At 72.2% G+C, this 26,285-nt stretch carries 19 protein-coding genes; 12 read left to right on the top strand and 7 right to left on the bottom strand.

Annotation, left to right across the window (positions count from 1 at the left end; genetic code table 11):
- Positions 1-12: 12 nt before the first annotated feature.
- The 4 genes from pglW to HC362_RS14080 form a co-directional block, all read right to left on the bottom strand.
- Positions 13-4,473 carry a BREX system serine/threonine kinase PglW gene (gene pglW, locus HC362_RS14095; protein ID WP_243084257.1) on the bottom strand — a complete coding sequence of 1,487 codons (4,461 nt, stop codon included), beginning with the start codon at positions 4,471-4,473 and terminating at the stop codon, positions 13-15.
- Positions 4,474-4,984: 511 nt separating this feature from the next.
- A complete protein-coding gene (locus tag HC362_RS14090) occupies positions 4,985-6,355 on the bottom strand; it encodes an SPFH domain-containing protein (RefSeq protein ID WP_243084256.1) in 1,371 nt (456 codons plus the stop codon).
- The gene (locus HC362_RS14085; RefSeq protein WP_243084255.1) at positions 6,352-8,106 is read right to left on the bottom strand and encodes an SPFH domain-containing protein; all 1,755 of its coding nucleotides are present in this window, start codon (positions 8,104-8,106) and stop codon (positions 6,352-6,354) included. Before HC362_RS14085 ends, HC362_RS14090 begins: the two co-directional genes overlap by 4 nt.
- A 297-nt stretch (positions 8,107-8,403) precedes the next feature.
- On the bottom strand, positions 8,404-8,895 hold the full coding sequence (locus HC362_RS14080; RefSeq protein ID WP_243084254.1) for an FBP domain-containing protein: 492 nt from the start codon (positions 8,893-8,895) through the stop codon (positions 8,404-8,406).
- A 70-nt stretch (positions 8,896-8,965) separates the two neighbouring features.
- Here HC362_RS14080 and HC362_RS14075 point away from each other — a divergent pair, with 70 nt between their 5' ends.
- The 7 genes from HC362_RS14075 (at position 8,966) to HC362_RS14045 (ending at position 16,998) form a co-directional block, all read left to right on the top strand.
- Positions 8,966-9,535 carry a TetR/AcrR family transcriptional regulator gene (locus HC362_RS14075; protein WP_243084253.1) on the top strand — a complete coding sequence of 190 codons (570 nt, stop codon included), beginning with the start codon at positions 8,966-8,968 and terminating at the stop codon, positions 9,533-9,535.
- A gap of 234 nt (positions 9,536-9,769) precedes the next feature.
- Positions 9,770-10,951 (top strand): GDSL-type esterase/lipase family protein, encoded by a 1,182-nt coding sequence (locus HC362_RS14070; protein WP_243084252.1) that lies wholly within the window; start codon positions 9,770-9,772, stop codon positions 10,949-10,951.
- Between the two features lie 133 nt (positions 10,952-11,084).
- Positions 11,085-11,789, top strand: coding sequence for a DUF1326 domain-containing protein (locus HC362_RS14065; RefSeq protein ID WP_243084251.1), 705 nt, complete (start codon positions 11,085-11,087; stop codon positions 11,787-11,789).
- On the top strand, positions 11,786-12,616 hold the full coding sequence (locus HC362_RS14060) for a DUF2182 domain-containing protein (protein ID WP_243084250.1): 831 nt from the start codon (positions 11,786-11,788) through the stop codon (positions 12,614-12,616). The genes HC362_RS14065 and HC362_RS14060 overlap by 4 nt, the downstream gene beginning before the upstream one ends.
- A gap of 401 nt (positions 12,617-13,017) precedes the next feature.
- Positions 13,018-14,754, top strand: a complete 1,737-nt coding sequence (locus HC362_RS14055; protein WP_243084249.1) for a tannase/feruloyl esterase family alpha/beta hydrolase — start codon at positions 13,018-13,020, stop codon at positions 14,752-14,754.
- 78 nt (positions 14,755-14,832) lie between these two features.
- Positions 14,833-16,218 (top strand): hypothetical protein, encoded by a 1,386-nt coding sequence (locus HC362_RS14050; RefSeq protein WP_243084248.1) that lies wholly within the window; start codon positions 14,833-14,835, stop codon positions 16,216-16,218.
- Positions 16,219-16,650: 432 nt separating this feature from the next.
- Positions 16,651-16,998: an ANTAR domain-containing protein gene (locus HC362_RS14045; protein WP_243084247.1), complete on the top strand. Its 348-nt coding sequence runs from the start codon at positions 16,651-16,653 to the stop codon at positions 16,996-16,998.
- A 50-nt stretch (positions 16,999-17,048) separates the two neighbouring features.
- Here HC362_RS14045 and HC362_RS14040 read toward each other — a convergent pair whose 3' ends face one another.
- Positions 17,049-17,645 (bottom strand): hypothetical protein, encoded by a 597-nt coding sequence (locus HC362_RS14040; RefSeq protein ID WP_243084246.1) that lies wholly within the window; start codon positions 17,643-17,645, stop codon positions 17,049-17,051.
- A gap of 444 nt (positions 17,646-18,089) precedes the next feature.
- Between HC362_RS14040 and HC362_RS14035 the strand changes: the two genes are divergently transcribed.
- On the top strand, positions 18,090-18,995 hold the full coding sequence (locus tag HC362_RS14035) for a SigB/SigF/SigG family RNA polymerase sigma factor (RefSeq protein WP_243084245.1): 906 nt from the start codon (positions 18,090-18,092) through the stop codon (positions 18,993-18,995).
- Between the two features lie 72 nt (positions 18,996-19,067).
- Here HC362_RS14035 and HC362_RS14030 read toward each other — a convergent pair whose 3' ends face one another.
- Together HC362_RS14030 and HC362_RS14025 are read right to left on the bottom strand one after the other, a co-directional pair.
- A complete protein-coding gene (locus HC362_RS14030; protein ID WP_243084244.1) occupies positions 19,068-19,718 on the bottom strand; it encodes a phosphoribosyltransferase family protein in 651 nt (216 codons plus the stop codon).
- 87 nt (positions 19,719-19,805) lie between these two features.
- Positions 19,806-20,474 (bottom strand): alpha/beta family hydrolase, encoded by a 669-nt coding sequence (locus tag HC362_RS14025; RefSeq protein ID WP_243084243.1) that lies wholly within the window; start codon positions 20,472-20,474, stop codon positions 19,806-19,808.
- Between the two features lie 331 nt (positions 20,475-20,805).
- Here HC362_RS14025 and HC362_RS14020 point away from each other — a divergent pair, with 331 nt between their 5' ends.
- The 4 genes from HC362_RS14020 (at position 20,806) to HC362_RS14005 (ending at position 26,254) form a co-directional block, all read left to right on the top strand.
- Positions 20,806-22,350: a citrate:proton symporter gene (locus HC362_RS14020; RefSeq protein WP_243084242.1), complete on the top strand. Its 1,545-nt coding sequence runs from the start codon at positions 20,806-20,808 to the stop codon at positions 22,348-22,350.
- A gap of 128 nt (positions 22,351-22,478) precedes the next feature.
- On the top strand, positions 22,479-24,191 hold the full coding sequence (locus HC362_RS14015; RefSeq protein ID WP_243084241.1) for a sensor histidine kinase: 1,713 nt from the start codon (positions 22,479-22,481) through the stop codon (positions 24,189-24,191).
- Positions 24,192-24,196: 5 nt separating this feature from the next.
- On the top strand, positions 24,197-24,892 hold the full coding sequence (locus HC362_RS14010; protein ID WP_243088576.1) for a response regulator: 696 nt from the start codon (positions 24,197-24,199) through the stop codon (positions 24,890-24,892).
- A 402-nt stretch (positions 24,893-25,294) separates the two neighbouring features.
- The gene (locus HC362_RS14005; RefSeq protein WP_243084240.1) at positions 25,295-26,254 is read left to right on the top strand and encodes an IS481 family transposase; all 960 of its coding nucleotides are present in this window, start codon (positions 25,295-25,297) and stop codon (positions 26,252-26,254) included.
- Positions 26,255-26,285 lie beyond the last annotated feature (31 nt).

Here is a 26,285-nt window from a genome sequence, read left to right as displayed (position 1 = left end):
CCAGGGGACTTGTCAGCTCGCAGCCTGGGTCCGGGCCGGTTCCCGTTCCTCGCCCTCCGGGCCGCGTGCTCGCACCCCCTGGCCCTTCAGCTCCTTGAGGAACAGGCCGCCCAGCACCACCCACTCGCTGGCACGGTCGATGATGTCCACCGTGCGGCCGTCCAGCGACGGGGAGACGTGCGGATCCTCCATCGGGGCGAGCAGCCACAGGCCGTGCGGGTGGCCCGCCGGGCGGCGGGCCGCCTCCTGGAGCGTGACCAGGGCCTCGCGGGCGCCGGATGTCCAGTAGCGAGCGGCGAGTGCGGTCTCGTGGGCGAGCAGCACCGTGCGCGGGCCCGCGCTTTCGGCCAGGGCTGTCGCGCGTGCGACGACCCGCTCGGAGGCCACCCGTGCGTACGACGCCAGTCCCGCGCCGATCGTGCCGGAAGCCGTCAGGGTGGCGTCCGCCGTCAGCAGCGCCTGCCAGGGCGCCCCGTGCTCTGCGGCCAACTCCCGCAGGACGGAGAGGAACAGCTCGTCGAAGGAGACCGGCACGACATCGAACCGCTCTGCGAGTCGCTCGGCCACGTACGGCAGTTCGAGTCCCTTGACGGTGATCGCCAGGAAGCCGCCACGCCGGCGGGCTGTCTCCAGGCGGGTGGACATCACCCGGCGCGGGTCCCGGCCCAGCGCGAGGTCGCTCTGCGCTGCCGCGATCAGGGAGCCGGTGCTGGTCAGGTTCGACGCCGACGGTTCGACGTGGGTGCCGGATCCGGATGCCTTGGCGGCGCGTGGGAGGAACTTCTTGCGCTGCTGGTCGTACTCCAGGGGGAAGTCGGCCTGCTTCAGCGCCTCGTCCAGCTCCACGTAGGTGACATCCGCCAGTGCGGACAGGCCGGGGAAGCGTGCGCGGATACGGGCCACCAGGTCCGCGGTGCTGATCCCGGACTCCGCGCGCACCCCGGCCGGGGCCTGCGAGATGCGCAGGGCGCGGTCCAGAGCGAGGCCGAGCGGAAACAGCTCCAGGCGCGGGGAGACGGCGACGCCGGGTGCCATGGCAGCGGCGAGGTCGACGAGCCGGGTGTCGGCCAGCGACTCGGGCGCGGGCACCGCGCGCAGTTCGCGCAGTACCGTCGCCCTGCCCGGCAGCGGCTCGCGGGCCGCCAGTTGTTCCGCCGCCGCCCCGAGGGCCGCCGCGTAGTCGGCCAGTTCGGCGGGCGTCGGGTCGTCGGAGCCGGGCTGGTCCTCCAGGGCCAGTACGACCCGGCCGCCGCGGCGCAGGACGTCGAGCCGGGCAGGGGGTTCGCCGTCGTCGGCGTTCCCGTCCCGCTTGCGGGCTTCGGTGTCGGCCGCCGCCCGCACCACGGCGAGCGCCTGGGCCAGGGCGGCGGCGGGATCGTCGTCACCGGCACCGTGCCGTGCGCGCAGCTCTCCGGCCAGCTCCTCGGCGGTCATGACCCTGCCCTGCTCGGACAGTATGGCCACCAGTTCGTTACGGACGCGCGTCAGCCACGGCAGGGCCGCCCACTGCTCGACCGCGGCCAGTTGGTGCTGCGAGACGGTGGGCTGGCTGATGCCGAGAGCCTGTGCGATGGCGGGCTGCGCCGGCCACGGTTCGAGCGGCGTGCAGCCGGGGAGTTGCAGCGTGGCGCGTACGACGTCGGGACGCGGCCTGGTACGGCGCCTGCCGTCGGCCGGAGTCAGGCGCGCGGCCAGCGTCTCCACCGACTCCAGCTTCTCTTCGGGCGCCTCGTCCGGAATCGTCACCGGCTTGCGGACGGCAGGGCGCTTGCGCAGGGCCTGCGTCCACTGGCGGTGGCGCCGGTTGAGTTCCTTGCGGATCACATTGCCGGCGCCGCGTGCCCGGGAGATCGTGTGCGGGGGGATGTCCAGCAGGGCCTCGACGGTCGAGGCGCCGAGACCGGCGGCCACGGACACAGCGCGCGGCGAGAGTCCCGCTGCGTCCAGCGACGTGTCCAGCGCCGCCGCGGCGGCGGCCTGCTCGCGGGCGTCCTCGATGTCCTCGGCGGTCATGCCGAGGGTGGCGGGTGTGGTGGCCGGACGTGTCGAGTCGGCCTTGCGGAAGATCCGGCGCCACGCCTCCTGCATGTCCCGGAGGCTGTCGTAGCGCTGCTCGACATCGCGGTGCAGCGCCCGTTCGAAGAACTCGGTCAGACCGTCGCTCAGCGCCGCGTCGAACAACTCGCTTGCGACGTACAGCTTCGCATCCAGGACCGTGCGTGGATCGGCCTGGCCGTTGCCCCACACCGGTCGCTCGCCCGAGGCCATCTCGTGGAGGGTGACCGCGGCGGCGTACCACTCGGCGTGGTCGTCGTAGCGTTCGCGCCGGCCGTCGCCCAGGAACGGGTCGAGGTAGGCGCGGGTACCCGCCTGAAGTTCCCGGTCCGGGGCGTCGGTCAGCGAGAAATCGAACAGCATCAGTTGCCAGGAACCGTCGCTGCGCTTGAACAGTCCCAGGTTGTCCGGCTTGATGTCACGATGGCGCACGCCACGGGCGGCCAGGCAGTCGAGGGCGTCGAAGAGGTCGTTGCCGAACCGCTCCAACTGCCCGTAGCCCAGCGCGCCCTCGTTGCGCAGCCGGGACCCGAGGCTGACCGGGTCCCGGTCCGTGGGCGGGCGGAAGCCGCCCGCGTACTCGAGCTCCAGCACGGTCCGGCCGCCGAGTTCGCGCGGTTCGGCCAGCAGCTTCACGATGTGCCCGCCGCCCACCTCCTTCAGCGCCCGGGCCTCCTCGTACAGGCGGGCGTCCTTGTCGTGGTCGAGCGCGACCTTGAAGACGCGGAGGGAGTCCGTGTCGTCGCCGGTCTCGTCCGAGTTGCGGCGCACCAGGAGCGCTCGGGCGGTCGCGCCGGTGCCCAGCACGCGGGCGACTGTCCAGGTGCCGTCCAGCGGCTGGCCGGGCTGGACGGTGAGGGGGTCGGGGACCGCCACACCGGCCGCCTCGGGGGTGGTGGCGTCGGCCTCCGCCTCGTCGAGGAGGCGCAGGAACTCTTCCGCGGACGGAAGCCGGTCCTGGACATCCGCAGCCGTGGCGTGGAAGACGAGACTGTCCAGGGCGGTCGAGACACCGTCGGCCACCGCGTACGGGTGCAGCCCGCCCTCGGAGGCCAGCCGGTCCACGAGGGCGCTGCGCCGGTCGGCCGGGGGGCGCCCGGTGAGCAGCAGGTAGGCGAGGCTGCCGAGCCCGAAGACGTCGAGGTCGACCGGGTCCGCGTGTTCCTGGTCCGTCTCGGGGGCGAGATACACCTGGGCGACATCGGCGATCAGATCGGCGTCGAGGGGTGTGTCCCCGAGAGTGCGGTGCAGGGTGGTCTCGAAGTCGCGTGCGGCTGTCTGCCAGTCGGCGATCCTCAGGACGGGGTCGCTCCCGTCCTCGCGTGCCGAGACGTAGACCGAGCGCGCGGACAGCGCTCGGTGGTAGAGGGAGCGGTCGTGGGCGTAGCGCACCGCTTCGGCGAGCTGGCGTACCAGGTCGAGGCGGGTCTCGGGCGTCAGCCGACCGCCGTAGGCGTCGAGAAAGGCGTCGAGCCGCAGATCGGAAGCGCGGTGGCGGAAGAGGATCGCGGGACCGCCCACGTGCTCGCGGATCTGCACGGCCTGCACGATGCCCCGGTGGTTGATGCCCTGCAGCACCTGATACTCGCGGCGGGCCGCCCGGTCCACCGCTTGGCGCTGATCGGGGGAGGGGGCTTCGCCGGCCAGGTAGATCCGTACCCGGCCGCTCTCCTTGGCCAGGCCGTCCTCCCGCTCGGCCAGCCGGTCCTCCCAGCCGGGGCCCGCGTCCAGGGCACGCGGCTCCAGGCGCCAGCCGTCCCCGAACCGCAGGTGAGCCGTGGAGTGGCTGATACCGATGCGCTTCATCAGCTCCTCGAGGAGCTGGCTGTCCTGCGGGGTGACGCGGTGGCTCTCACGCTCGGGCGGCAGGTTCAGCAGTCCGTCCCAGATGCCGGGCAGCCCGCTGTTGCTGTCGTTGCGCCCGAACACCGAGGTCCGCTGGAACTCGTCGAGCGCGCTCACAAGATCCGGGTCGTGCAGAAAGACCGCGGGCTTGATGAAAGGCACCCGCCGGGGGTTGACGCCCATGCCGCGGGCGGCCCGCTCAAGCTGGCCCTTGAGCTCCTTGGCCTTGAGGTTGGTCAGATGGAGGGGGTTCTTGAGGGTGCGGACCCGGTCGGCGTGGAACTGCCAGGTGTCGCCGTGGTTCACCACCCGGCCGGGGTGGCCCTTCAGCTCCAGCAGATACAGCCCGCCAGGCACGGCGATCAGCAGGTCGCACTCGCTGACACGGCCGGAGGCACCCGTGAACTGGAACGTCGCCCACGCCCGGTACGGCTCGGCGTCCGGCAACAACCGCCGTACGTGATCAAGACCCTCCTGCTCCCACTTGTAACCGGAGCGTCGCGGCTGGAACCAGCGCGTGCGGCGAGGGGGAGGGCCGGGCTTCGGCGCGGATGGCCGCGCGGCAGATGTCACCGGGACCTCCTGGAGCTGATCGGCGTGGTAAGGGCAGGAGCAGGGCTGGTACTCAGCGGCACCCACAGAGTGAGGAGGACAGGCACCCTGTCTCCTGGCGGATCTGCTCGCATGTGACTGCCGGGATCGCTCTGGCTCTGTGGAGGCATCTTAGTCGGTAGCCGTAGTCCAACGCTGCTGTCCACAGATGTGCCCGAGCTCATAGATGGTGCCGGCTGCTCCCACCTCTGGCGCCCCGGTGCCTGCTCCGGCCAGGGACCGGGCACGAGCGCGGTGAGGGGCTGTCGGGGCTTGCCCCGGCAGGGACACCCCGCAGCGACCGGCTTGACCACGAGGCCGTCCCGGACCCCGCGGTTCGTGGTGTGGACGGTATGGGCGCTTGGGGCAGAGCGAGGCTGTGGCGGGCCAGTGATGTGGACCTGTCGCCCGTTCGCGCACCGTTGCGTACAAGGTGGAGGACCCGGCATCCGGCCTTGCCCCCAGCCTTCGCGGCTGGGGGCAGGGCCGGGTGTCAGGAGCGTCGGTTGTCGGTGGTTTGTTCCAGGGCGGCCTGCAGGGAGGCGGCGGGGTCCGTGTCGGAGGTACGGGGGCGGGGGGTCTGGCCGTTGCGGGTGGGGGGTAGGGAGGCCGTGCCGGGGAGGAGTTGGGCGGCCAGCAGGGTGGAGAGGGCCGAGGTGTCGGTGCCCGTGTTGGCGTCGGTCCGCAGGACGACGGGGCGGGGGGCACGGCCGGCGAGGGACGCGCCCACCTCCAGGCGGCGCCGGGCCAGTTCGTACTGGAGGACGGCGCGGTTGTCGCGGTAGGCCTGGGCCAGCCGGCGCTGGGCGCGGGCCTCGTTCTCGGCGGCGATCAGTCCGCTGCGGCCGCGGGTCTCTATCTCGAACCGGACCTTCTGGGCCTGGGTCTCCTGCTCCTCCAGCAGTTGGGCGACCTGTTCGCGGGCCTTGTTGAGGGCCGCCTTGACCTCGACGAGACGCGCGTCCCGCACCTTCTTCGCCCGCTCGATGTCCATCTGGAGGCTGTCGATACGGCGCTTGCGGGTCAGGCCCCACTCCTGCTCGTAGGCCGTGTACTCCTTGGCGACGCGCTCCCGGGTGGCCAGGTGCTGCTGGTACTGGGCCGGCAGCTGGACGTCGGGGATGTTGGCGCCGGTGATGCGTACGCCGTAGCGGGAGAGCTGGCGGTTGAGCAGGTCCTGCATGTCGGCGACGTCGGAGCCGCGCAGGTCGTAGGCGCGCTCGGTGCGCACCCGGCGGCCGCGCTGGCGGATGGCGTCCTGGACGGCGCTGGAGAGGACGAGGTCGAAGTTGCCCGCGCCGATGGTGCGGACGAACAGCACCGCGTCGGTGATGCGGAACTTCATGAAGAAGTCGATGGCCCGCAGCGGCACGTTCTCCTGCGTCGGGCAGGCGACGACAGGGGCCGAGTAGGGGATCTCGGTGGCGGTGTCCACCACGAAGTCGACGCGGGACCAGGGGTGCCACAGGTAGTGCCGGCCCGGGTCCAGGGTGCCCGCGATGGCGCCGTAGCGGGTGAGGATGCCGGTGGTGCCCTGCTCGATCTCGACGATCGAGGAGCGCCACCACCACAGCGCGCCCGCGACGAGGAAGAGCAGGCCGAGGACGTAGCTGGTGCCGGCGAAGGCGCTCCAGGCCGCGCCGGTGGCCCCGCCGTCGTCCCGGACCGTCGCCATGACGCCCGCGGTCACCGCCAGCAGCCCCAGCCAGAACGGGACCAGCCACCAGACGCGGCGGCGGTGCCGCGGGATGATCACCGGCACGAGGGTGCCGGCCTCACCGCCGCGCAGCAGATGGGGGATGTCGCTCCACTGGGCGACCTCCTCCGTGATGACGGACCTGTGGTTCGTGCGTGCGCTGCTCACTGACCGGCCTCCCCGTCGACCTGGTTGTTGTGCGTGTGGCGGCCGGGCTCCGTGTGGGGGCCGGGTTCGTCGTGCCCGGGCGCGGGCTGTTCGGCCGGGGCCGGTGCGCCTGTTGAGGTGGGTGCGTCTGCTGAGGCGGGTGTGCCGGCCGGGACGGTCGGTTGTTCCGCTTCACGCAGCGCGCTGATCTCCGCCTCCCGCTCCGCGATCCTGGCCGAGACCTCGGCGAGCCGCTCCCGTACCGCTGCCACGTCCTGCGCGGAGAACAGCTCGGTGTCGCGTTCGCCCACCAGTTCCCTGGCCAGGGCGAGGAAGTCGACACCGGCGGCGGCGCTGTTGCCGGCGCCGTCCCCGCCGCCGACCCGGACCAGGCGCGGCAGATGGTCGGCGACCTGCTCCAGGGTGTCGAGCACCTGCTGCTCGTAGCGGTACTCCAGGATCTCGGGCGCTTCGGCCGCGGTCACCGCGCGGATGTCCAGCGCCTGCGCCTCCAGCAGCGCCGCGTTGGCCTTCGCCTCCGACTCGGCCTGGACGTAGCGCTGGCGGGCCAGGGCCTCGGCGCGGTTGGTCTCGCGTTCGACGGCGGTGTCCATCTGCGCCTGGTACTGGGCGATGTCGGCCTGGATGGCGGACAACTCCTCCTGCCGGGTCGCCAGTTCCTTGCTCAGGTCGCCCTCGTCCTGCTCCTTGCGCAGCTGGAGCGCGTACTCGTGCGTGTACGCCTCCTTGGCGACGCGCACCATCTCGGGTGCGGCCAGGTCCATCCGGTAGCCGCGGTCGGACGGCTCGGCGTGCGTGATGTTGGCGTTCGTCAGTTCGACCGCGGGACGGAACTGCTGGTTGAGCTGTTCCAGCAGCCGCCCGGTGTCCTCGCCCACCATGTCGTAGATGCCCGCGGCCTCCTGCTCGTAGATGAGGCTGCGGATCGTCTCGCTGACCGCGTTGCCCAGCTTCTCCTCGAAGCCGCGCACCGCGCCGAGCGTGTAGACGAACTCCACCGGGTCGCTGATCCGGAACTGGATGAACAGGTCGATGGACGCCTTCACCCCGCCCCGGGTGGGCGCCTCCCGTACGGGCGCGTTGAAGGGGTACTCGCGCGTGGTGTTGAGAATGTACGAGACCCGCTTCCACGGGTTGAGCAGGATCACCCTTCCCGGGCCCACCACCTGTTCGAGCTTGCCGAACCGGGTGATCAGCGCCTGGCAGCCGTCGGGGACCATCACCATCCCCTGCCGCCACCACACGAACACCACCGCGCCGATCGCCAGCACCCAGTAGTGGATTCCGAACAGCGGGTTGGTCAGCGCGCTGCCGCCGGTGAACGACGACAGGGCCGAGGTGATGGCCAGCCCGATCGCTCCGACCACCAGCAGCATCGACACCGGCAGCATGCTCAGGAACGAACGGCCACGCGGCAGCACCATCGGGCAGATGGTGTGCACCTGCTGCAGCCCTTCGCGACTCTGACCGCTGTGGTTGAGCTCCTCGCCCGCCTCGTCCAGCGGTACGGACTTCTGCTCCATGACCGTCTCGATGGAGCCGCCCTGTTCGCGTGCGGCCGGGAAGTCGGACGGGTCCATGCCGTCCTCGCGCTGCTGCTCACCGGTCTCGCGTCCGTCTCCCGCTCCCCCGGCGCGCTGCCGCACTTCCTCCTCCGCCGCCTCGCGTATGTCGCTGCCGGAAGCGACGGCGCGGGCGGCTCTGCGCACACTCTCTCGAGCACTTCCCGCGCGCCGCGGACCCTGTGCCATGGGTTCCCCCTTCGTCGACCGGATCGTGGATGACCGCGTCCGGGTCTTGCCGTACGCGGGCGATCCCCGCCCGCGATGTCGTGCCGTACTGGCGTATCGCCGTATCGCCGTATCGCCGTACTGGCGTACCGCCGCACCGGCGGACTGCCGTACTGCGGGCGATCCCTGCCCGCGATGGTGCAGACCGTATACGTGGGGGACACGGCAGCAACCGCCCCGGTTCCCTGCCGGGCCCCGGCAAGGTTCCGGCCCCGGCCCCGGCCCTCGTGCGTGCGGACTGCGCGGTGGCTTGGAAACCTATGCGGTCACCTTGGCGAGGAAGGCGGCGAGGTTGTCCGTGGTGCGCCGGATCTTCTCCTCGGTGGTGAGGGACTCCTGGTACCGGGCGAAGAGGCCGGTGTCCTTCTTGCCGCGTACGTAGAGCGAGCAGGAGAGGTCGTCGCACAGGTAGGTGCCCACCGAGTTGCCCTGCTGGCCGGCCTTTCCGGCCTTCGGGGCGACCATCAGGGTCACGCCGTTGGTGTGGTCGGTCAGGCATATCGAGCACATGCTGCGCCGGGTCTGCCAGGGGGCGGGCGCGGGGCAGCGCAGGGCGAGGGCCTGGGGCCGGCCGGCCAGCTCGGTGACGAGGTAGGCCCGGTCGGGGGCCTGGGGGTCCCGCCAGCCGAGGAAGTCGAGGTCGTCCCAGGGGCGGTCGGCCAGGTCGCGGGGCACGGCCAGGCGCTTGGCCTCGCCCTTTGTGCAGTTCAGGAAGGCGGAGCGGATTTCTCGCTCGGTCAGAGGTCGCATGAGCCCGAGGCTAAGTTGCCTAAAAGCCTTAGGCAACTGCATAATCTTTTAGGTAAGAAGGGAGGGCGATATGGTCCGTGCCGGACTGAGTACCGAACGGCTGACCAGAGCGGGAGCCGAGCTCGCCGACGAGGTCGGCTTCGACCAGGTGACCGTCTCGGCGCTCGCCCGGCGGTTCGACGTCAAGGTCGCGAGCCTGTACTCGCACCTGAAGAACTCGCAGGACCTCAAGACGAAGATCGCGCTGCTGGCCCTGGAAGAGCTCGCCGACCGGGCCTCCGAGGCGCTGGCCGGGCGGGCCGGCAAGGAGGCGCTGACCGCCTTCGCGAACGTCTATCGCGACTACGCGCGGGAGCATCCCGGCCGCTACGCCGCCGCCCAGACCAGGCTCGACCCGCAGACCGCGAGCCTCAGCGCGGGCGTACGGCACGCGCAGCTGACCCGGGCACTGCTGCGCGGCTACGACCTGCCGGAGAACCAGCAGACACATGCGGTCCGGCTGCTGGGGAGCGTCTTCCACGGGTACGTCAGCCTCGAGATGGGCGGCGGGTTCAGCCACAGTGCCCCCGATACGCAGGAGACCTGGTCGCGGGTGCTGGACGCGCTCGACGCCCTGTTGCGCAACTGGCCCGATTCCTGAGACTGCGGCAAGAGCGGACGCGTGCACCTGCTGTCCGCGGCGCGGGACGCGTGACGTGTTGACGCGTGACGCACGGCGCATTGACGCACGGCGCATTGACGCGCGACACAGGACGCCTTGACGCATCACGCACGCGCCCGACGCCCGATGCCCGATGCCCGATGCCCGATGCCCGATGCCCGATGCCCGACGCACGGCCCCCGAACGCCGACAACGACAGGTTGGTGATGTTGTATGTCCCCCGAGGAGCAGTTGCTCACTACGCCCGTCACCGTCGACCTGCTGCGCGGCGCCCTCGACCTGGAGCGCACCGAGCGCGGGCTGCTGCCGCACCGGCTGCCCGCGTGGGCCCGCGCGCAGTGCCCGGACGGGCAGCTCGCCATGGCCGAGTCCCAGCCCTCCGGCGTACGGCTGGTCTTCCGTACCCGCGCCACCGTCGTCGAGCTGGAGACGCTGCCCACCAAGCGGGTCTACGCGGGTGTGCCGCACCGCCCCGAAGGGGTCTACGACCTGTTCGTCGACGGCCGCCTGGTGGACCAGGCCGGGGTGCCCGGCGGGGACACCGTGACCATCGACATGGCCACCGGCGCCGCCCGGATCGAACCGGGCCCGACCGGCACCCTCCGTTTCACCGGACTGCCCGGCCGGGAGAAGGACGTCGAGATCTGGCTGCCGCACAACGAGCGGACCGAGCTGGTCGCGCTGCGCACCGACGCGCCCGTCGAGCCCGTACCGGACCGGGGCCGCAAGGTGTGGCTGCACCACGGCAGCTCGATCAGCCACGGCTCCGACGCGGCGAGCCCCAGCACCACCTGGCCCGCGCTGGCCGCCGGGCTCGGCGGGGTGGAGCTGATCAATCTGGGGCTGGGCGGCAGCGCGCTGCTGGATCCGTTCACGGCCCGCGCGATGCGGGACACACCGGCGGATCTGATCAGCGTGAAGATCGGCATCAACCTGGTGAACGCCGATCTGATGCGGCTGCGTGCCTTCGGGCCGGCCGTCCACGGGTTCCTCGACACGCTGCGCGAGGGGCACCCCACCGCGCCACTGCTGGTCGTCTCGCCCATCCTGTGCCCGATCCACGAGGACACGCCCGGCCCGTGCATGCCCGATATGAGCACCCTGAGCAGCGGGCGACTGAGTTTCCAGGCCGCGGGGGATCCGGCGGAGCGTGCGTACGGGAAGCTGACGCTCGGCGTCGTACGCGAGGAGCTGTCCGGCATCGTGCGGCAGCGGGCTGCCGATGACCCGAACCTGTACTACCTCGACGGCCGCGACCTGTACGGCGAGGCCGACACCGCCGAGCTGCCGCTCCCCGACCGGCTCCATCCGGACGCCGCCACCCACCGCCGCATCGGCGAACGCTTCGCCGAGCGGGCGTTCGGCACCGGCGGCCCGTTCGCCGCCGAGCGCTGACCCGACGGACCCGACTGACCGGGCTGACTCGACCGGGCTGAGTCGACCGGGCTGACCCGACCGGGCTGACAGGGCGGGGCAGGCGGGAGCAGACTGGAAATGTCTGAAATGCACGTCATGGGAAGTGGTCGCGATGACGACCTCCAGCACACAGAGCGCGCCGGACACCCAGGGCGCGCAGAGCACGCAGAACATCCCGAAGTGGCACCTCAAGGGCGAGTGGTTCGACGCCTGCAAGTGCGCGGTGCCGTGCCCCTGCTCCTTCGCCCAGCCGCCGACCTACGGTGACTGCAACGGCATCCTGCTGTGGCAGATCCGCGAGGGCTCCTACGGGGACACCCGGCTGGACGGCCTCAACGTCGCCATGCTCGGCTCCTTCACCGGCAACCCCTGGGCGGGCGGAGCCAAGGACGCGTACGCCGCCTTCTTCATCGACGACCGCGCGGACGACACGCAGCGCGCGGCCCTCCAGACGATCTTCGGCGGCGAGGCGGGCGGCTGGCCCGAGCAGTTCGGCGCCATGCTGAACCCCGAGATGAGGGGGCTGGAGAGCGCCCCGATCGAGGTCTCCATCGATGACGACCTCGGCACCTGGCGGATGCGCATCCCCGAGAAGGCGGAAGCCGTCGTCGAGGCGCTGACCGGGCCCACGACCCAGGAGGGCGAACGGGTGCAGGTCCACCACCTGCCCGGTTCCGAGACGGGACCCGGCCAGGGGCCCGCGACCTGGGGCAAGGCCACCACCGACCGGGCCGACGCCTACGGCTTCGAATGGGACCGCTCCGGCTACTCCAGCAAGCTGATCCCGTTCGACTGGTACGGCCCGGACGGCGCATGACCACCGCAGGTGTGCGTCCGCGCTCGGGCAGGGGCGTGCGCCCCGGCCCGGACGCACCGCGGGGCATCCCGGCGCCCCGCACCTGGACGCGGCTCGAACTCCTGCTCGCCGGGCTGCTCCTCGCCCTCGCGGGGACGGCCTGGCTGGTGACCGGCGCGCTGGCCATGCCCGACATGAGCTCCGGCATCCTCACGGGCATGCGGCCGATGGGGGGCGGCGCGGTGATCCCGCCGGCGGCCTTCGGGTTCTTCCTGCTCACCTGGGTGGTGATGATGGCGGCGATGATGCTGCCCGCCATCACCCCGTTCATGGTGGGCATGCGTCGGCTGCTCGGGGCCCGCGCCACAACCGGCACCCTCGCCGCGCTGACCGCCGGCTATCTCGCCGTATGGGGCGTGGCCGGCCTCCTCGGTTACGCGGTCGTACGTGCCTTCGAGGCCACCGCCATGGGTGGAGGCCCGCTGGCCGTACAAGTGGGCGCCGTGGTGCTCCTGGTCGCCGGCGCCTACCAGTTCACCCCGCTCAAACGCTGGTGCCTGGTGCGCTGCCGCTCCCCGCTGGCCCTGGTGATGCGGTACGCCGAACCCACTGCGGGCAGCCGCTTCGGCGCCTTCTCGGTCGGCGTACGGCACGGCGGCTACTGCCTCGGGTGCTGCTGGGCGCTGATGGCGGTACTGCTGGCCGCCGGCGTGATGAGCCTGGCCTGGATGGCGGCTGTCGCGGCGGTCATCACCATCGAGAAAACAGCCCCCCGCCCCACCCTCACGGGCCGCCTCTTCGGAACCGCCCTCCTGGCCCTGGGCGCCACCCTCCTGGCTCTACCCTGACCGGCCAGGGCCCCGCCAGGGGCGCGGGGAACTGCGCGAGCCACCACGACGTGCCCGCAGTCGGGCAGGTCTGCGATGCACCTACGGCGGGGCTGCCGTGGGCCCGGCACCGCCGGTTTCGTCTCGCGCGGTCTGGGGCGGGGGAGGGGGCGCCCCGTCAGGGGCGCGGGGAACTGCGCGAGCAACCACAACGCGTCCGCAGCCGGCCAAATCCGGGACGCACCCACGGCGGGCTGCCGCGGGCACCCACCACCGGTCCCACCCGCACGGGCTGCGCCGCCCCCCGGGGCGGAGCCCACAGCGGTGGGGCGCGCCGTGTGGCGCGGCCACATGGCCGCGACCGGGACCACCCCCTAGCGTGCCAGCACTCGAAGCTGTCAAGGGGGCGGGAGGGCGGGCAGGTGCGAAGACGAACAGCGACGGTCGCCATGGTGGCGGCCACACTGGTGGCCGTCACCATGACACCCACGGCACCCGGCGCCACCGCCGACGGCACAAGCAGCACAAGCAGCAAAAGCGGCACAAGCGGCACAAGCGGCGCAGCCGCCTGCACCGACCTCCGCGGCCTGGACATCCCACGCGCCCGGATCGGCCTGCCGACCCGCGGCGGCACGGTCACCTCCGCGCAACCCGTACCCCCCTCCGGCGAGGGGGCCGCCGCACTCGTCCCGTACTGCCGCGTCGACGCCGAGATCCACCCCGTGGACCGCGCCGCGCCCGCGATCAGGCTGCGCCTCGCGCTGCCGGACCGCGAGCACTGGAACCACCGGGCGATGATGCTGGGCGGAGGCGGCTACAACGGCTCGATTCCCGACGTCACGGGAAACGTGCCGTTCGCCCCCGCGGGCAAGCGCACACCGCTCGGCCGGGGCTACGCCGTCTTCGCGAGCGACTCGGGGCACCAGACGCCGCCCGACCACAAGCCGACACCGTCCCTGGACGGCTCGTTCGGCACGAACGACGAGGCCCTGCGCAATTTCGCCGGGGACGCGCTGAAGAAGACCCGGGATGCGGCGCTCTTCGTACTCGGCGAGCACTACGCCGGGCAGCAGCCGCGGCGCAGTTTCTTCGCGGGTGGTTCGACCGGCGGGCGCGAGGCGCTGGCGGTCGCCCAGCGCTGGCCGCGCGATTTCGACGGGGTGCTGGCCGTCTACCCGGCGTGGAACGCGGCGAGCCTCGACCTGTTCTTCGGGTACGCGGCCCGGCTGCTCTCCCGCCCGGGCGCGTTCCCCGGCCCCGCGCAGCAGCGGCTGCTGCACCGCGCGGTGCTGGACGCCTGTGACGGCGACGACGGGCTGCGGGACGGAGTGGTGTCCGACGAGGCGGGCTGCCGCTTCGACCCGCGTACGCTGCGCTGCCCCGAGGACACGGTCAGCGGCACTGACCAAGCGGACAGCCGCACCGGCGCCCCGCCCTGCCTGTCCGGCCGGCAGATCCGCACCGTGGAAGCGCTGTCGTCCCCGCTGCGCTGGAAGTACCCGCTGGGGAGCGGGGAGCGCGGTTACCCCGGGTTCCCGTTCCTGTCCGGTGCGGACATGACGACCCCGCTGCTGGGCATGGGCAGCACGGCCCCCGCGAATCCGATGCCCCTCGACAGTGGCTACGGCGTCCAGTTCTGGGAGCAGTGGGTGCGCTATTTCGTCACCCGGGACCCCGGGTTCGACTCCCTCTCCCTCGATCCCCGGCACCCGGGGCGCTGGCGGCACCGGGTGAGCGAGCTGGCGGCCCTGCAGGACGTCAACGACCCGGATCTGCGGCCGTTCGCGCGGGCCGGGGGCAAGTTGCTGCTGCTGCACGGAACGGCGGACGAGTTGGTCAGTCACCGTTCGACCGTCGAGTACTTCCAGCGGGTGCGGAAGGTGATGGGCAAGCGGGCAACGGAGCGGTTCGCCCGGTTCTATCTCGTGCCCGGAGCCAACCACGCCAACGTCGCGCCGGCCTTCGCGGCCGGCTGGGACTCGGTGGGCGCACTGGAGAAGTGGACGGAGCACGGAAGGGCACCGCACCGGCCGGTCGTCACGGACACCGGTCCGGGTGCCGACGGCCGGACCCGGCCGCTGTGCGCGTATCCGGAATGGCCCCGGTACGACGGTTCGGGCGACCCCGACGAGGCACGCAACTTCACCTGCCACCGGTAGTGGCTCCCCCAGCAACCAGGGCAGCGCCCACTCGGGCAACCGCGCGGCAAATGTCCGGTTTGAGCTACCGTAAATCGTATGAAGACCGTACGACGGGTCTTCCGTCTGACCTCGGTGCTCGCAACGGTGGTGGCCGCACTGCTGCTGGTGGTGGCCGCTGCCGCAGGCCCCCGTGCCGCGGACGGCGGCGGTGTCGACGAGGCCGCCGCCGCGCTGCGGGACGGCCCCGTCTACGTCGATCCGCGCGCCCGGGACACGCTGCCCCCCTCCGCCGCCGACACGCTCGAGGACCGGATCAAACGCGCCGACAAGCCGGTCCTCGTCGCCGTGCTGCCTGCGGACGGCGGGTTCGACCGGCAGACGCTGCTGCAGGACCTGCGGACCGAGACAGGCATCACCGGCGTCTACGCCGTGGCTCTCGGCGACCGCTTCGACGCGGGCGCCGACCACCAGGTGATGCCGCGGGACGCGGTGCGCAACACCGTCGACGCGGTGGAGCGTGCCCACTCCGGTGATCCGAGGGCGATGGTCACCGACTTCGCCGAACAGGCGATCGCACAGGCGGACGGCGACGCTCCGGCGGCCTGGGACGGCGGTGGAGCGTCGCAGGACGGCGGCCGTACCGGCGGCGGCACCGGAGCCATCGTCACGCTCGGCATCCTGGTGCTGCTGGCCGCGTGCTGTGCCTTCCTGGTGAGCTGGGGCGGGCGCAGGCGGCAGGCGCGGCTGGACCGGGAAGGACTGGAGAGGCTGCGCCCGGTCGTGGACGAGGACATCACCGCGTTCGGCGAGGAGCTGGGCCGGATCGGTTTCGACCCGTCGTCCGCGGCGCCCGGAATGGCCCGCGAGGACGCCGACGCGGCGCGCGAGGACTACGCGCGGGCCCTGGACGCGTACGAGGACGCCAAGGCCACGATGGCGTCGGCGCGCCGCCCGCAGGAGGTACGGAAGGTGAGCGAGTCCCTGGCCGAGGGCCGCTTCGCGCTCACCACCCTGGAGGCGCGGCTGCGCGGGGACCCGCTGCCCGAACGCCGTCCGCCCTGCTTCTTCGACCCCCGGCACGGGCCGTCGGTCGAGGACGTGGCGTGGACGCCGCCCGGCGGCACGGAACGGATGGTTCCGGCGTGCGCCGCCGACGCGACCCGGCTGGCCGACGGCGAGGAACCGCTGGCCCGCCAGGTGGGCACCCCGCAGGGAGCCCGCCCCTACTGGGAGGCAGGACCGGTCTACGCCCCCTGGGCCGCCGGGTATTTCGGCGGGGCCCTGCTGCCCGGCATGCTGATGGGCACCATGCTGGGCAGCGCGCTGGGAGGCCCGTACGCGTACGGCGCCGAAGGCTACGGCGATCCGTCGGGCGGGGACTTCTCCGGCGGCGACTTCTCCGACGGGGACTTCGGCGGCGGTTTCGGCGGCGGTGACGGCGGTGGCTTCGGCGGCGGGGACTTCGGCGGTGGAGGATTCTGACGGACGCCGAGCGGATCGGGTCGCTGCTTTCGGGGCGGTCGCTGCTTTTGGGGGAGTTTGGAGCTGCCGGCCGAATTCGACGAGTGTTCACCCCCCTGGGTTCACTCCGCCGTCGAGCGGACGGACAGTGGTTTTACCAGCCGCTTTCGTGGATACGTGCACAGTGCGCGGGAGTGAGCTCGCCCTGCGAAGGCGCCGGTGGGTTGGGGACACAGCCCCCGGTGCCGTTTTTGCGCGGTATCGCGCGGAACGGGCGGGGTTGCTGGTTTGGGGGCAGTGGGTTCAGTCTCGGAAGTGTCCGGAGTGCGCGAGCTTCTGCAGGCAGCGGCTCCTCGCACTGAAGGACCGTCCGAGCGCTGGGAGACGTTGATGAGTGCCGCAACCGGCTTTGTGCGTACCTCTGTGGCAGCGGAGTGTTCGCAGCGCAGAGCCGTGTCGCCGGATGATGCCGCTCCGGCGAAGGACGAGGGCACGGCCGACCCGGAACGGGAGCTGCTGGCCGCGCGCGTCGAGGAACTGAGCGCCGAGGTGGGGCAGTTGCGGCAGGCTCTGGAGACCCGCCCGGCCATCGACCAGGCCCGGGGCATGGTGATGGCCCTCGCGCCGTGCGACGCGGAGACGGCTTGGCAGGTTCTGGTACGGGTCTCCCAGCACTCCAACATGAAGCTGCGGAACGTGGCGGCCGCTCTCGTCGCCGGTGCCGAGGGGACCCCGGTCCCCAAGCCGGTGCGCAAGCATCTGGCCGCCGCCCTCCACAGCGTGCGCACCGCGCGCGGCTGACCGCGCCGCGCCGCCCGGCGGTTCGCCGGGGCCGCCCGCGGCTGGGATCGTTACTCGGCCGCGTACTCGGGCGGCCGCTGAGCTGTCTCGGGACCGCCTTGGTGCTGTCCCGGCTGGTGCTGACCGTGCTGGTGCTGACCGTGCTGGTGCTGAGTCTGGTGGGACTGACTGCTTTCGGCCTGTCCGCCGTGCGGCTGCCCGTGCTGCGGCTGCCCGTGCTGCTGCGGTCCGCCTTGGGGCTGTCCGCCCTGAGCCTGCCCCTGCTGCTGGCCTCCCTGCGCGTGCCCTCCCTGCGCGTGCCCGCTCTGGGGCTGTCCGGGCTGGTGGGGCCTGAACGGTCGTCCGGGCCGGCCGGGGCCACCGGGCTGCCCGGGACCGCCGGGCTGCCGTGGGTTCCGGCCGGACAGGGCCGCGGGTGCCTGCGGCCGGTGCTGCTGCCCCTCGGGGCCCGGCGCGGGCGCGGGAGGCTCGGAGGACTCCGGTCTGCCGGTACTGGGGTGCCGGTGGTGCACGGGGGAGAAGTCCACCGCCTGCTCCGCCTCCTGCTGGAGCTCCTCGGCGGCCTGGCGTACGTCGCCGGGCACGTCGCCGTGCTCCTCGATCAGGCTGTCGTAGATGGGCGGCCCGGTGCCGTTGTCGATCGGCATGACGAAGATCTCCTGGTGAGGGTTCGGACATACAACCGGCCACCCGCATGGTGCCTGCGGGCGGCCAGACGCCGACCTTACGCCTTCGTCCGGGACCGCCCCCGGGTGGGGCTGCCGCCTCCCTGTACCCAGGAAGCGGCCGTCCGCAACTCAACAGTTGTGCGGAGGACTGTTTGCCGAGGCGGCCGAGCGGTTACGCGGTTCCGTACGCGTGGCGACGTCGCCTCGCGGAGGCACCGGCAGGTTGGAGGAACAGCCGCCGGTGCCGCCCTACCTGATCGAGGGGTTTACCGATTCCCGGGACGGTTACACAAGAGACCACGTGCTTGGGAGGACAGGCACATCCGCGGGAGGCGACCGCAGAAGGTCACCCCGGGTGTGTCACCCGAGCCGCTTCTCCCGCGGTGGTCCACGTGTCAGCGACACCGGGAGGAGCCCGATCCCATGTGCCCCGTACGGTACCGGCCGCAGCGAACCCGCCACAGTCACGACGACGCTCCTGACACCGCGGAGGACTTCGCACGGCTGGCCGCGTTGCCGGAGGGTCCCGAGCGGGACGAGCTGTGCGGCCGCCTCGTCGAGGCGTGGCTGCCGATGGCTCACCGGCTGGCCGCCAAGTACCGCAACCGCGGCGAGTCGCTGGAGGATCTGGAGCAGGTCGCCGCGCTCGGTCTGGTCAAGGCCGTCGACCGCTACGACCCGGCGATGGGCGCCCCGTTCGTGCCGTTCGCCGTACCGACGATCACGGGCGAGATCCGCCGTCACTTCCGCGACCACACCTGGGACGTGCATGTGCCGCGCCGGGTGCAGGAGCTGCGCAACAAGGTGCGGGCCGCGGTGCGGGACCTGAGCACCACGGTCGATGACCGCGCCCCCTCCGTCGAGCGGATCGCCGAGCACTCCGGAATGTCCGAGGAGGACGTGGCCGCCGGGCTGGAGGCCCTCGGCAGCTTCCGTTCGCTGTCGCTGGACGCCTCCTTGGGGGCCGATTCCGGCGACGGCTTCTCGTTGGCCGACACCTTCGGCGAGCCGGAGCCCGAGTACGAAACGGTGGTGGCCCGCGAGGCGGTCAAACCGTGCCTGCGCGACTTGCCCGAGCGTCAGCGGCGCGTGCTCTACCTGCGCTTCTTCCGCGACATGTCGCAGTCGCGCATCGGCCAGGAGCTGGGCATCTCCCAGATGCATGTCTCCCGGCTGCTGTCCAAGAGCTTCGAGCGGGTGCGCCGGCAGGTCGAGCACGACCGCCGGGCCGTCCGCCACCCTGCCGGTGCCGAGCGGCAGGCCCACCACGCGGCCGGGCGCCCCGTGCGGAGGCGCCCGGCCGTTCCCGGCGGGGCGGCAGCCGCCTGACGGCATCCTCGGTGGCTCGTCGGCGGCCCGCCAGTGGGTCGTCGGCGGGCTGCCAGGGCCGTCAGTGGGCCGTCAGTGGGCCGTCGTCATATGGAGGGCTTCGGTCACCTCTTCATCGCTGATCTGGGGGAAGTCCTCGTACCAGAGGCCGACGGCCTCGAAGACGGCGGGCTGGTGCAGACAGACCACCGTGTCCGCCTCGTGGCCGAGCGAGGTGACGGCCTGCGGTGAGCCCACCGGGACAGCCAGCACGAGGCGGGCGGGCTGCTGGCGGCGGATGTACCGCAGGGCGGCCCGCGCCGTCACGCCGGTGGCCAGCCCGTCGTCGACGACGATGACGGTGCGGCCCGCGACGCGCGGCTCCGGGCGGTTGCCACGGTAGAGGTCCTGGCGGCGGTGCATCTCGGCCCGCTCGCGCGCCACCGTCGAGGCGAGCCGGTCCTCGGTGAGGCCGAGCATCTCCAGCGCGGTCGCGTCGTAGACGGGCGGGTCCTCACCGGCGATGGCTCCCACGCCGTACTCCGGCCGCCCCGGCAGCCCGATCTTGCGCGCGACGAGCACGTCCAGCGGGGCGTGCAGAGCGCGCGCCACCTCGGCGGCGACGGGGACGCCGCCGCGCGGCAGCGCCAGGACCAGGGGGTCGGGCAGGTCTTCCGTACGCTGCATCTCACGCAGGGCCGCGGCCAGATCGCGGCCTGCCTGGATGCGGTCTGCGAAACGCATCGGGGCTCCCTTCTGCGGTGCTCGTGTCGCGCCCTGCTTCTGCGGTGCTCGTGTCGCGCACCCTTCCGCGGTGCGTGGGCCGCGTCCTCACTCGCCGTCCGTGGTGGGTGGGAGCGCGAACCATCCGGCAGCCTCCCGCGCGGCCTCCTCCAAGGTGCCCGGCTCCTCGAACAGGTGGGTGGCGCCGGGGACGACATGGATGCGGTGCGGGGCGCGCAGCCTCTCCGCTGCGGCCTCGTTCAGCCGCAGCACCTGCTGGTCGTTGCCGCCGACGATCAGCAGCACCGGGGCCAGCACCTCCGGCAGCGCTTCGCCGGCCAGGTCGGGCCGCCCGCCCCGGGAGACCACCGCGTAGACGGTGCCGGGCCGCTCGGCCGCGGCCGTCAGCGCCGCCGCCGCGCCGGTGGACGCTCCGAAGATGCCGACCGGCAGTCCGGCTGTCCGCCCGTGCCGCGTCAGCTCGTCGACGGCCGCCACCAGGCGACGGCCCAGCAGCGGGATGTCGAACCGGTGCTCGGCCGTCGCCGCGTCGATCTGCTCCTCTTCCTCGGTCAGCAGATCGAGCAGCAGCGTGGCCAGCCCCTCCTCGCGCAGCACCGTCGCGACCGCGCGGTTGCGGGGGCTGAACCGCGAGCTGCCGCTGCCGTGGGCGAACAGCACGGCTCCGGTCACCCGGTCAGGCACCTGAAGATCGCCGGTCAGCACCGCCCCGTCGCCGGTCCGGATGTGGACGGTTTCCATGGTTGCCGTGGCCATGCGTCATCACTTCCCTCGCACCTCGGGCTGTCCCCCGGGTGCCCATGGCCGCGCACGTCCAACCAGCGGCAGGGCCCCCGTCCGGGTGGCGCTCCCGGTGGCGCCCGGCCGGGCACCCCTACCTTGAGCTGGGGTTTCGCTCATATTGCTCGCGGATGACGCTCTTGTGACCGGTGTGCCGCGCTGCTTACGGTCGGGCGACCGCAGGGCACCGGGGCCCCGTCCGCAGGGCCGCCGCGTGCCGTGTCACCGGGCACCTGGACCCTGCCGCGACGGCGGGGGTCCGGGCGGGTCCCCCGTCGCGTCGCGGCGGGCGAGAGATTGGGTTTCCATGCTGACGATCCTCGGCTTTGTCATGATCGCTACCTTCCTGGTGCTGATCATGACCAAGAAGATGTCCCCCATAGCGGCGCTGGTGCTCATCCCCGCGCTGTTCTGCGTCCTGGTCGGAGAGGGCGCCCACCTGGGGAAGTACGTACTCGACGGCGTCGGCGACCTCGCGCCCACAGCCGCCATGCTGATGTTCGCCATCATCTACTTCGGCATCATGATCGATGTCGGCCTCTTCGACCCGGTGGTGCGGGGCATCCTGCGCTTCTGCCGGGCCGACCCCCTGCGGATCGTCGTCGGGACGGCCGTGCTCGCCGCGATCGTCTCGCTGGACGGCGACGGCTCGACGACCTTCATGATCACCGTCTCCGCGATGCTGCCCCTGTACCGGCGACTGGGGATGAGCGTCGTCGTACTCACGGGTGTCGCCGCCACGGCCAACGGTGTGATGAACACCCTCCCCTGGGGCGGCCCCACCGCGCGGGCTGCCACCGCGCTGCACCTGGACGCGGGCGACATCTTCGTCCCGATGATCCCCGCACTGGCCGTCGGGCTGCTCTGCGTCTTCGTCCTGTCCTACGCGCTCGGCCTCCGGGAGCGGCGCCGCCTGGGCACGCTGACCTTCACCGGGGCGACCGAGCGGAAGCAGGGGACGGGGTCGGAGTCGGAGCCGGAGTCGGAGCCGGAGAGCGAGACCGTGCTGGTGGGCGCGGGCTCCGGGGCCGACGCCGGGGAACGGCGAGGACGGCTCTCGCTCCGCAAGGGCGGGGGCGCCGGTGGCGGAGGCGGCGGCCGGGCCGCGACGGCAGACGGCGACGGCCGGACCCCGGACGACCCGACCCCGGACGACCCGACCCCGGACGGCCAGGGCGCTGCGGAGCCGGCGTCGGGCCACGGCGCGGAGTCGGCGGTCCTGGACCCGAACCGGTCCACCCTCCGGCCGAAGCTGTACTGGTTCAACGCAGCGCTCACCGTCACCCTCCTGGTCCTGCTGATCACCCAGTTGCTCCCCATCCCCGTGCTGTTCCTGCTGGGCGCCGCCCTCGCGCTGACGGTGAACTTCCGGGACATGGCCGAGCAGAAGGCCCGGATCGCCGCGCACTCCGAGAACGTGCTCAACGTGGCGGGCATGGTCTTCGCCGCCGCAGTCTTCACCGGCGTACTGACCGGCACCGGCATGGTGGACGAGATGGCCCGCACCGTGGTGGGCGCGATCCCCGACGCGCTCGGGCCGCACATGGCGCTGGTGACCGGAATCCTCAGCATCCCGTTCACCTATCTGATGTCGAACGACGGCTTCTACTTCGGCATCGTCCCGATCCTCTCCGAGGCGGGGGCCGCGCACGGGGTCGGTTCGCTGGAGATCGCCCGTGCCTCGCTCATCGGCCAGCCGCTGCACATGTCGAGCCCGCTCGTCCCGGCCGTCTACGTCCTGGTCGGGATGGCGAAGGTGGAGTTCGGGGAGCACACCAAGTTCACGATCAAGTGGGCCGTGCTGACCTCGCTGGTGATCCTGGGCGCCGGACTGCTGTTCGGCATCCTGTAGCCGGGCATTCCCGGACGGCTGACGCCGGCGGTCCTCTACTCTTCCTGGCAGGAGCTGACCGGAACGGGAGATTCCAGACAGCGCCCCGCCCGGCGCGGGGCGACAACGGCCGAGAGGAGGCGTGGCCCGTGCGCGTAGGTAGGCCCCGCCGCGTCTCCTCCCATGTGCTGGCGGCCCAGCTCGCCCTCGTCGTCGGAGTGACGGCGCTGGTCAGCGGCCTGTTCCTGGCGCCGCTCAGCGACCAGCTCGACCGGCAGGCCATGCGCCGCGCCCTCGCGATCGCCCAGACCACCGCGGCCCGTCCCGGCCTGGCGTCCGAGCTGACCTCGGCCGCACACCGCGCCCAGCGGCCCACCGCTCGCGGGCCGCTGCAGCGGGAGGCGGAGCGTATCCGGCACGCCACCGGCGCCGAGTACGTGGTGATCATGGACGAGCGCGGTGTCCGCTGGGCCCACCCCTCGCCCTCGGCCCTCGGCCACCACGTCTCCACCGACCCCGGCCAGGTGCTGGCGGGCCACGACGTCACCCAGATCGACGTAGGCACCCTCGGCCGCACCGCACGCGGCAAGGCGCCGCTGCGCGACTCCGACGGGCGGATCATCGGCGCGGTCTCCGTCGGTATCGACTACGCCAACGTCCGCGAGGGCCTGCTGGCCCTCGTCCCCCGATTGCTGACCTACGCGGGCGGCGCACTCGCCGTCGGCGCGCTGGCCGCTTACCTGCTGGCCCGGCGACTGCGCCGCCGCACCCACGCCCTCGCCTTCTCCGACATCTCCGCGCTGCTCGCCGAGCGCGAGGCGATGCTGCACGGGCTCGCGGAGGGCGTCGTCGCGCTGGACGCGGACGGCAGGGTACGGCTCGTCAACGACGAGGCCCAGCGGCTTCTGGGCCTCGGACCCGAAGCGCTGGGCCGCCCGGTCACCGAGGCACTCGGCCCCGGCCGTACGGCGGACGTGCTCGCGGGGCGGGTGACGGGCCGCGACCTGGTCACCGTCCGCGGCGCCCGGGTGCTGGTCGCCAACCGGATGCCCACCGCGGACGGCGGCGCCGTCGCCACCCTGCGCGACCGGACCGAACTCGAACGCCTCGGCCGCGAGCTGGAGGGCACCCGCGGCCTGCTGGACGCGCTGCGCGCGCAGGACCACGAGCACGCCAACCGGCTGCACACCCTCCTCGGCCTGCTGGAACTGGGCCTGTACGAGGAGGCCGCACAGTTCGTCACCGGCGCGTTGGGCGTACGCCGCGCCACCGCTGAAGAGGTCACCGAACGGGTGCACGACCCGCTGGTGTCGGCGCTGCTGGTCGGCAAGGCGGCCGTGGCCGCCGAGCGCGGTGTCGCGCTGCGCCTGGCGCCCGACTCCTTCCTCCCGGACCGGCTGGTCGACCCGAGCGGCCTGGTCACGGTCGTCGGCAACCTGGTCGACAACGCGTTGGACGCGGCGGCGGGGAGTGCGGGGGCGGCGGTGGAGGTCGCCCTGCGAGGTGAGGACGACCGTTCGGTCGTCCTCACCGTTCGGGACACCGGGCCTGGCGTGCCGCCCGAGCACCGGGAATTGGTGTTCGAGGAGGGCTGGTCGACGAAGGCCGTGCGGGTTGCCTTCGGCGATGAGGATCGTGAGCCGGGTGAGGGGGCTCGTGATCCGGTTGAGTTGGGTGAGGGCGGTGGGGCTCATCGGGGTCTCGGGCTCGCCCTTGTGCGGCGGTTCGCGGAGCGCGCGGGTGGTGAGGCCCGGGTCGGTGAGTCGGCGGAGGGCGGTGCCGAGTTCCGTGTGGTGCTTCCGGAGGCGTTGGAGGCGGACGCGACGGGTGTGAATGAGATGGCGGAGGTGAGGGGCGGGTGACGGAGGTGATCGAGGTGCTTGTTGTGGACGACGATCCCAACGTGGCCCGGATCAACGCCGCGTACGTCTCGAAGATCCCCGGCTTCCACGTCGCCGGGACCGCCCACAGCGCCGCAGAAGCCCTGCTCTTTCTGCGGCAGCACGCGGTCGATCTGGTGCTGCTCGACCACTATCTGCCGGACGAATCGGGGCTGGCCCTCCTACGCCGCCTGCGCAGCAGCGGTATGGAGACGGAGGCCATCATGGTGACCGCGGCGCGCGACACCGCCACGGTCCGCGCGGCTCAGCGCCACGGTGCCCTCCAGTACATCGTGAAGCCGTTCACCTTTGCCCATCTGCGCGGCAAGCTCGACGGGTACGCCGCGCTGCGCCGCGAGTTGGCGACGGCGCCGCGGACCGGTGCCACGCAGGAGACGGTTGACCGGCTGTTCGGCGCGGCTGCGCGGGGCGGCGGTGGTGAGACCTTGCCCAAGGGGCACTCGGTGCTGACCGCTGATCTGGTGAGAGGGGTTCTGCAGGGGACTGCGGGTGCTGCGCGGGCGTTTTCGGCGCAGGAGGTTGCCGATCGGGCCGGGCTCAGTCGGCAGACGGCTCAGCGGTACCTCAAGCTCTTGGAGAGTGCTGGGTTGGTGCGGCACCGGTTGAAGCATGGTGAGACGGGGCGTCCTGTGCACCTGTACCACTGGGCCGGCCCACCCTGATCCCCTCTCTTTGGGCTGCCCCCGCCGGTTGTGGACGCACGCCCTGTTTGCGTCCCGGCTCGCCGCCGAGTGGTCGTGTCGGGGGGCGAGCCCCTCACGGGGTGGCCCGCCGCGTTGTGGACGCACGCCCCGTTTGTTGCTTCGGCTCGCCGCCGAGTGGTCGTGTCGGGGGGCGAGCCCCTCACGGGGTGGCCCCCGGTTGTGGACGCACGCCCCGTTTGTTGCTTCGGCTTGCGCCGACAGGTCGTGTCGGGGGGCTCCGCCCCCCAACGGCCCCCCGCTAGATGTGTTGTTCGGGGAGGTTGGTGACAGGTGACACGCTGTGGGTGGTCCTTGAACGGGGTGAGGGCCTTCTGGCTCGGTGTGGATTGCGACATCTACCGCCGAGTGCAGGAGGCCCTCGTGATCCACCGTAATGCCCCGCTGACCCCGACCGGGCGTCTGCGTCTGGCTCGCTGTGTCGTGGAGGAGGGCTGGCCGCTGCGCCAGGCTGCCGAACGTTTCCAGGTCAGTCACACCACCGCTGCCCGGTGGGCTTCCCGCTACCGGCAGCGGGGAGAGGCCGGCTTGTACGACCGCTCCAGCCGTCCGCGTCACTGCCCTGGACAGACCCCGCCCGCCACAGAAGCGCAGGTGGTGCGCATGCGCCGCGAGCACCGTATCGGGCCCCTGCGCCTGGCCGCCCGCACCGGGCCGGCCGCCTCCACCTGCCACCGCATCCTGGCCCGCTGCGGCATGCCTCCCCTGGCCGCCCTGGACCGGGCCACCGGCGAGCCCGTCCGCCGCTACGAACGCTCCCGCCCCGGCGAACTCGTCCATATCGATGTCAAGAAACTCGGCCGTATCCCCGACGGCGGCGGCCACAAGGTCCACGGCCGGGCCGACAGCCCGAACAAGGACCGCCGCCACGGAAAGGGATACGCCTGCCTCCACACCGCCCTGGACGACCACTCCCGCCTCGCCTACACCGAGAACCTGCCCGATGAGAAGGCCCCCACCTGCGCCGCCTTCCTCCGACGGGCCACCGCCTGGTTCGCACGCCACGGCATCACCATCGAACGGGTCCTGACCGACAACGCCTGGGCCTACACCCAGAAAACCTGGAAGACCACCTGCCACGACCTGGGCATCCGCCCCCGCTACACCCGCCCCTGGCGCCCCCAGACCAACGGCAAAGTCGAACGCTTCCACCGCACCCTGCTCGAAGAATGGGCCTACCAGCGGCCCTACACCTCAGAAACCGAACGACAAGCAACGTTTCCCGGCTGGCTCGACTGGTACAACCACCACCGACCCCACACCGGCATCAAAGGCCAAACCCCCGCCAGCCGCGTCACCAACCTCCCCGAACAACACAGCTAGGTGGGCTTCGCCCCCCTAGAACCCCCCTGCC

Source organism: Streptomyces sp. 891-h, assembly GCF_022760275.1.
GTDB classification, from domain to species: Bacteria; Actinomycetota; Actinomycetes; order Streptomycetales; family Streptomycetaceae; genus Streptomyces; species Streptomyces spirodelae.
The sequence above is the reverse complement of the archived record's forward strand: the minus strand, read 5'-3'. Positions and strand labels throughout refer to the sequence as shown.